Origin of the sequence: Actinomadura sp. KC216, from assembly GCF_004348535.1 — a bacterium.
In the GTDB taxonomy this organism is placed as follows: domain Bacteria; phylum Actinomycetota; class Actinomycetes; order Streptosporangiales; family Streptosporangiaceae; genus Spirillospora.
In genome coordinates this window covers 1-7,026 of the sequence record NZ_SMJX01000391.1, presented here as the reverse complement: position 1 = coordinate 7,026, position 7,026 = coordinate 1, and the positions used below count along the sequence as shown (strand labels likewise).

The window sequence follows — 7,026 nt, the reverse complement described above, 5'->3', positions numbered from 1 at the left end:
CCTAGGGGGAGGGTGTCGCCCCATAGCCAGTCGTTGACTGTGCCGTCGAAGTCTGCGGGTGGGGCGACCGCCAGGAGGCGAGGCGTTAGTAGGGAGAGGTGTACTCCGAACGGGGCGGGGGGTGTGCTGCGGACGCGGCGTGTGGTTCCCCAGAAGTCGTTGAAGTCGCGCTGGGCTAGGTGCAGGTCTGCGGCGATCGTTCGGGTTCGGGCGGCCGGGCCGGTGGCCAGCCAGGTCCAGTGGTCGGTGAGGAGGCGCCGGGCCGTGGTGCGCAGGACGTTGAGGGCCGCCAGGTCGTGCGGGCAGGCGACGTCGCTGATCTGGATCTCGGGGAGGCCGAAGCGGCGGAGGCCGCGGGTGCGCAGGCGGACGCAGGCGCAGCCGTTCACGCCCTCGGGGTCAAGTTCGGGTTCCGCGGCGGTGCAGTGGCCGTTGGCGCGGTACGGCGGCAGGACGTCGCCGAGCCAGTGGTCGGCGAGCACGAAGCGCGTTCTCTCCGCAGGGGACGGTGCCAGGACGTGCCCGGTGACGAGGTCGGCCGTGATCCCGCCGATGGCTTCCGCGATGGCGTTCGCGGCCGAACGGGCGACCTGCGCGCACCGGGGCTGGTCGGTGACGGGCGCGAAGGCGGTGACGACGGCGAACTCCGCTGCGTCGTTGAAGGTGCGCGCGGCCTGGCGGTCTTCGGGCCGGGCCGGCTTGATGCGACCGGGGTCCCAGCGCAGGGAGGTGAGGTCCTCTCGGGCGAGCTGTAACTGGGGTGAGCCGAGCCGTCCGGTTATGTGGGCGTGGAAGGGGGCGGGCTTGATCCGGCGGAGCAGATCGGCGAGGTCGTGTGGGACGTTCTCGGCGGCGACGGCGAACCGGGAGGTCGTGGTGGACGGAACCGGGAACGTGATCGTGGCCATCGGGCCGCTCCTTCCTTGCCGCGACAGGATGTGCCCAGCATGCGCGGCCGTCCCGGAGAGGAGCAGTAGAACGTCGTTCTGGGGATAAGTCGGAGGCTCGGCCTCCCACGGAGGAGGCCGAGCCTTCGTCGTCAGCGGAAGAGGGGGTCGATGAAGTCCGCTCCCAGGCCGACCTTCTCGAAGTGCTCGCGGCACAGCGCGATGTAGTCGTGGACGTCGAAGTAGCCGTCGGGCTCCCCGTTCTCGTCCAGCCAGATGAGCGGGCCCTTCACGATGAACATCGTCTTCATCGGCTCGTCGCTCTCGTAGGCGACGAGCGTGTGGCCCTCGCCGGGCGCCTCGTAGATGAAGTCCCCGGCCGTGGCCGTCCAGGGACGTTCGAGGTACCCCCACTTACCGGAGATGGTGTAGGCGAACACCTCGTGCGGGTGGTAGTGCCGGTTCACCAGGCCGGCGCTGGTGGCGCGCAGGATGTCCGACCAGGAGTTGTCCTTGACGTTGATCCACAGCGGGCGGGAGCCGACGGTCTCGGTGAACGGCACGTAGTAGCGGTCGTCGTCGGTGGCGACCTTCGACAGGTAGAGCTCCGGCAGCGCGTCCGGCTTCTGCGCGTTCTCGAGCGGCTTCAGGTCCTTCCAGAACTCTGTCGTTGCGTCCTCGGGCATGGCTCCTCCAGCGTCCGCGATCCGTTGGCTAGTAGTGAATCGTGCCAGAACCGGCTCCGTCTCCCCGATCTGCCTGGGATTTCGGCCTTTGGGCGGGTTCGGCGGGGTCCGTGGCGACGCGCCGTGTGTCCGGGACGACACGCCGTACGTCCGGGGGGCGACACGCCGTTCACCACGAAAAAGACCAGCTTCGGCCGAATTCACGGTGATTCGCGCGGCATCGACGCTCTAATCGGGGGAATGTGTACCTTGGGGAGATCAACACTGCTGTGAGCTGCGGGGACTGCCCGCGCTGCACAGCCTTGCGAAGAGGAGGTCCCCGTGGCCAGAACGATGTCCAGGGGCACCCGCGTCACCGGTGCCGAACGCACGCGGCTCGCCGCGGAGCTGGCGCCGCGGTACGCCAAAGGTGAGAGCATCCGTGACCTGGCGGCCGAGACCGGACGGTCGTACGGGTTCATCTACAACGTCCTGAAGGAGGCGGGCGTGCCGCTGCGTGGCCGTGGCGGCAACACCAGGCGCAAGAGGGCCTGACCGCTCCCGAGAGTAGGAAGAACGAACAGATGATCGGATGTCCCCCTCGCCCCCCGGGGGGACGCCGTGCGCTAGGAACGGCGGAACGTCCCGGTGACCTCGAGGCGGCCGTTCAGACTGGCGAGATCAGCGGCCGCCCGCCCGGCCACCCAACCCTCGTAGTTCGACACCGAGCCCGCCCGTCCCTTGGCGAGGTTCGGGAACATCGTGTCGACCGCATGGTCGACGGCCCGGTCGCGCGCGGCCAGCACGGGAAGCAGATCCTTCCCGCCGGCGCCCGCGGCCGCCCGATCCGCCGCGTCCCGCAGCCGCTCCCCGATGCGGGCGGCGTAGGCGTTCAGGAAGGCGTGGCGGAACGAACGCGTCCGTGACCGTCCCCGCGCGTCGCGCCTGGGACCCGCGTGGACCATGGCCGCCGTCGCCTGGACGAGCAGCGACGTGAACAGCATCTCCACCGCCGCCAGATCGGCAGGGAACCCGAGGACCGTGGAGAATCCCAGTTCCCGGTGCCACACCGCCCGGCAGCGGTTGGCCTCTGCCACCACCGTCAGCAGGACCGCCTTGGGCGCGTCGTAGGGATTGTCCACCGGGATGCGCCGCCCGGCGGGGGCGGCCGTGTCGCCCGTCTCCGCGGCCAGCAGCGCATGGTCGATGCTGTGGCGCGCCATCAGTTCCTGGGCGCGTGCGCTGAGCGCCTCCGCCTCCTCTGGGAATTCGGTCGACTCGGCCTTGGCCAAGAGCGCCCTGACCCGGCCCAGGGTTCGCTGGTCGACCTCGCGTGCCGCCGCCGACGCGTCGCGCGCGGAGTGTCCGGGCGGAGCGGTGGTGCTGGAGGTGCCTGGGGGAGGGCCCATGCTCGGCAGCCTTGGCAGGTCGCGCAGTAGATGGACGAGCTCGACCGCCGAGACCACGTAGACCGTATGGTCGACGCCTTCTCGCTCGCACCAGGCGTCCGGATGCTCGTGCTCCCACCAGGTTTCCGCTCCGAGGACGGCGAGCTGCTCCCGCCAACGGTCGTCTATGGTCGCGCTGGAGTAGGACTTCATCTCGGACGCGATCGCGTCCGTCGCCAGGCGTGCGTGCCTGGCCGTACGGCGGCGGGACGCGAACCTGACCACATCGGCCGGTTGCCAGCCCCTCTCCCAGGCCGTGGTGATCCCCTGGCGCATCTGAGCGGCGAGACACCGGTCGGTGACGAGCCTCCATTCGTCTTCATCGACCGGGCCTGGGGCGGTGACGAGTGCGGTCACCAGGCGGTTGAATGCGGCGGCGTCGCCTCGTGCGAGCGCGCATACGGCCTGGGCTGCCAGGTCGTTCGCGGCCTCGGTGAGCGCTGCTTCCGGCGAGGGGCCGGCCGCCTCTCCGGGGTGTGCGCGTCGCCACGCGTTACGCACGGTCACTCCCGTCCTCCATGTCACATGGGCATCACGCATCCTGCCATCTGGCGGTTACAGACTCCTGTGGCGCGGTGGTCGGCGACGTCCCTACGCGAAAGCCCCCGGCCGATCCGGCCAGGGGCTGGGGAGGAGCCGGTGCTCCTACTCTTCGTCGCCTCCGCGCATCTCCTCGACCACGACGCTCTGGTAGGCGCGGGACGTGTCCGGGACGTAGCTCAGCCGCGCCAGGGCCTTGCCCTCACGGTTCCTGATCTCGAAGTTGTAGCCCTCGCGGGTCTCGCCGATGTGCGCCACGGCCTGGTCGTGCCGGAGGCGGCACATCGTGTCGACCTTCTCCAGCGCGACCTTCAGGCTCCCCGCGTCGCTGATGAGCCTGGCCGGCTCGCTCGTCTCCCAGATCTCGAACATTGGTCGCGTCCTGTCGGCGGTCGGAAGGAACGGGCGGGGACATTCCATACGTCGTCAGACAGCTTGAACCCAAACTGTGGATCTTTCAATCAATACGGGTATCGGATTGATCACTATTCGGAGTTGTCCACGCTCACACTGTCATGTCCGCATGTGGTGGCACGTGGACGCTTCCGCCGGGCGCGTCGGATCGATAAGGTTTGCCGCGCAGAACCGGGCGCCAATCCGAATGTGGGGCGTACGGCTCCGGTGGTGTGCGTCAAGCGTCCTCGACTACGGACACTGCCGTCTCCTTTGCGTCCGGCTCGATGAACCTTAGGAGCGACTCTCCCTCATTGGACAGTTCGTCAATGGCGGCTTGGGGAAGGCGCTCGAAGGGACGCAGCCGCAGCGTGGCGACCTTGCGCTTGTATTCCGTCTCCCAGATGCCGCGTGCGAAGCCGTCCCAGAGGAAGACCGCTCGGACACGCAGGTTCTTCGTGGTGAGGGACGGCCGGTGCGCGTCGGCGATCACTCGTCTGCGGTCGGCGTGCGCCAGGACGAGGCTGTCGAACTCCGGCAGGAATCGTGCCGGTGCCGGAACGTCCTCGGCAGGACGCGGGGCGTCAGGGAGATCGAAGAGTTCCCGGCCTTTGTCGTCGGCGAATACGCGGAGGCGCGGACGCAACCGGTCCAACGCCTCACCGCACGCGGACAGCCCGGACCACGTTTGCGCATCGGCGGCCGATGCTGGCCCATACGCGGCCAGGTAGCGCAGCATCAGTTCGTCTATCCGCGGTTCCGCCGCCGGGGCAATGCCCAGCCATTCGTCGGCCGGTGTGAAGCGCGACGCGCGAGGGAAGCCCCACCTGTCCTGGGTGGGGACCATGACCAACGGCACGCAGAGCCGGACGGCATATCCGAGAGCCCGATCGTTGACGTCCGGGAAGCGTTCCTGGAGAAGCGCGCGAACCTCATTGAACGTGCGAGGTTCCTCTGCGAGGAGGGAGCGCGCCGCCGGGACGACCTCCTGCAGATCCATGCCCTGGGCACGGTCGCCGAGGACGCGGAGAGCGCCGTCCAGCATGGGCTGCATCGCCGTGCGGAACGCCGTGTAGTCGTCGCCCGTCATCAGGTGCAGCGTGGCGCGCATCATCGTGGCGCGGACCAGCGACCGGTCGTGCAGGGCGCCGAGCAGGTCGGACGGCTGGAAGCCGTCCAGCCGCGTCCACAGCCCCAGGAACGGCGGCTTGGGTTCCTGCGCCTGCATCCCGCACAGCCGGCGCACCGCCTCGGCGGCCGTGATCGGCTCCCGCGCCAGCAGGAGCTGCCGTGCGAGCGTGGCCCGGTTGAGGGCTCGGACGCTCAGGGTGTCTGTCACCCGTCCAGGATGCCCCTTCGCCCGCCGTTCCCTGGCACCGGCGGCAGTAGAGATATATCGTGTCTGCGTTCCTGTGACGAGATATATCGCAAGGAGGGATCGTGGTGGCGGGAGCGGGCGTTCGCGGCGTGCGCGGGCGGATTCTCGACCTGATGTTCGTGCGCGGCCGCATCGAGGAGGTCCGGCCCGCCCCGGGGCGGATGCGGTGGGTCCGCGTCGGCGGCGTCCCCGGCCTGGACTGGACGCCCGGCCAGCAGATCCGCCTCCATGTGGCGGACATCACGGCCGCGCGGACGTGGGTGAGCGGGGCCGTCCGCCATGCGCTGCGCACCTACTCGGTGTGGGACTACGACGCGGACGCCGGCGTCCTGGAGCTGTGCGTCATGGACCACGACGTGGACGCGCCCGGCGTGCGCTGGGTGCGGGGCGCCCGGCCGGGCCAGGAGGTCGTCTTCGGCAAGCCGGAGGGGACGTTCGGGCTGCGCCCGGCCGCCTATCACGTGTTCGCGGGCGAGGAGACGGCCTCGGTGGCGTTCGGCGCCATGCTCCGGGCTCTCGACGGCCGAGACGGCGGGTCGCCGGAGGCGGCCGGGCGGGGCGGGCTCGTGCCGGTGCACGGGGTGATCGAGGTCGCCCGGCCGGAGGACCGGCTGCCGCTCCCGCGCGGCGGCGAGCTGATCTGGCGCCATCGCGGTGACGCCTCCGCCGCCCGCTCGCGGACGCTCGTGGACGCTCGTGGACGCCGTGCGCGGCCTGGAACTGCCGGAGGAGCCGGGGGGCGCCTACGTGGCGGGGGAGGCGCGCACCGTGCAGGCCGTCCGCGCCCACCTGGTGGGCGAACGGGGCTGGCCGCGCAAGTCCGTGCTGGTCAAACCGTTCTGGACGCCGGGTAAGCGCGGGATGGAGTGATCGGGAACGAGCGAGGGACGCCCGGGTTACGGGAGGAACTTTTCCAAAATGCACGTGCATCAGCTCTTGCACCTGCACGCCATCCCTAGCAGGATGAGCGCGGACCTCCCGCACGTGAACTCCCCGGAGATCGCGATGAACGCACACTTGAGCGACAGTGACCGACAGGCGCTGCGACTGGCCCAGGATCTCCGTGAGGAGATGCGGGCGGCGCTTCCGCACGCCCCTACCGAACCCTCGGTCTCCCCGTTCGTCGACCAGACGGGGACGCCAAGCGTCCTGCTCCGGCTCGACGCCGACACCGCCCGCGCGCTGATGGCCCTGCTGGCCGAACGCCGCCTGGATCGGGGTGCCGCGCCGGGCGCGGCGCCGGCCGGGGAGCCGCACTGGGGCGGAGGCACGCACGTGCCGCCATCCGTCCCGCCGCCCGCGGCCCAGGGCGTCCCGGCGGCGCAGGGGCCCGTCGTGGCCGCGGTCTCTCCGTTCGGGGAGCCTGCCTACGCGGACCCCGCGTATGCGGAGCCTTCCTACGCCGAGTCGCCGTTCATCCCGCCGCAGCAGGGCACCTCGGTGTTCGTCGGCGGGACGGGCCCGACGCCGCTCGTGCCATCGCCGATCTACCCCGCGCGCTGACTTACGCGTTCCTCGGCTTACCGCGCTTCTCCGGCCTCTGTGCCGTCCCATGTGTGCATCGCCCACCCCCGCACCGCCCCGGCGGTCGCGGGGGTTTCGGCGTCTGGACGGCGGCGGGCGGCCAGGTCTCAAAGCCGCCGCCCCCCGCGCCTGACCGGCTGCCAGAGCGGACAGCTTCCCCCTGCGCCCCCACTGCTCCCCGGCTCCGGCAG

8 protein-coding genes are annotated in these 7,026 nt (G+C 70.4%); 3 read left to right on the top strand and 5 right to left on the bottom strand.

Annotated features, from left to right (window positions below):
* Both E1264_RS38015 and E1264_RS38010 read right to left on the bottom strand, forming a co-directional pair.
* Window positions 1–908: hypothetical protein (locus tag E1264_RS38015; RefSeq protein ID WP_132181650.1), on the bottom strand; the 908-nt coding region annotated here is incomplete at its 3' end.
* Window positions 909–1,039: 131 nt separating this feature from the next.
* The gene (locus E1264_RS38010) at window positions 1,040–1,573 is read right to left on the bottom strand and encodes a 2,4'-dihydroxyacetophenone dioxygenase family protein (protein WP_132181648.1); all 534 of its coding nucleotides are present in this window, start codon (window positions 1,571–1,573) and stop codon (window positions 1,040–1,042) included.
* Between the two features lie 321 nt (window positions 1,574–1,894).
* On the opposite strand from E1264_RS38010, the gene E1264_RS38005 reads away from it, so the two are divergent.
* Window positions 1,895–2,107, top strand: coding sequence for a helix-turn-helix domain-containing protein (locus E1264_RS38005; RefSeq protein WP_132181646.1), 213 nt, complete (start codon window positions 1,895–1,897; stop codon window positions 2,105–2,107).
* Window positions 2,108–2,178: 71 nt separating this feature from the next.
* Here the strand turns inward: E1264_RS38005 and E1264_RS38000 are convergent, their stop codons facing one another.
* From E1264_RS38000 to E1264_RS37990, 3 genes are all read right to left on the bottom strand, one after another.
* A complete protein-coding gene (locus tag E1264_RS38000) occupies window positions 2,179–3,507 on the bottom strand; it encodes a DUF2786 domain-containing protein (RefSeq protein ID WP_165964590.1) in 1,329 nt (442 codons plus the stop codon).
* 138 nt (window positions 3,508–3,645) lie between these two features.
* The gene (locus E1264_RS37995) at window positions 3,646–3,912 is read right to left on the bottom strand and encodes a hypothetical protein (RefSeq protein WP_132181642.1); all 267 of its coding nucleotides are present in this window, start codon (window positions 3,910–3,912) and stop codon (window positions 3,646–3,648) included.
* Between the two features lie 259 nt (window positions 3,913–4,171).
* A complete protein-coding gene (locus E1264_RS37990) occupies window positions 4,172–5,272 on the bottom strand; it encodes a winged helix DNA-binding domain-containing protein (protein WP_132181640.1) in 1,101 nt (366 codons plus the stop codon).
* Window positions 5,273–5,373: 101 nt separating this feature from the next.
* Here E1264_RS37990 and E1264_RS37985 point away from each other — a divergent pair, with 101 nt between their 5' ends.
* A complete protein-coding gene (locus E1264_RS37985) occupies window positions 5,374–6,165 on the top strand; it encodes a siderophore-interacting protein (protein WP_207936785.1) in 792 nt (263 codons plus the stop codon).
* A gap of 163 nt (window positions 6,166–6,328) precedes the next feature.
* The gene (locus E1264_RS37980) at window positions 6,329–6,814 is read left to right on the top strand and encodes a hypothetical protein (protein ID WP_132181638.1); all 486 of its coding nucleotides are present in this window, start codon (window positions 6,329–6,331) and stop codon (window positions 6,812–6,814) included.
* Window positions 6,815–7,026: the final 212 nt, after the last annotated feature.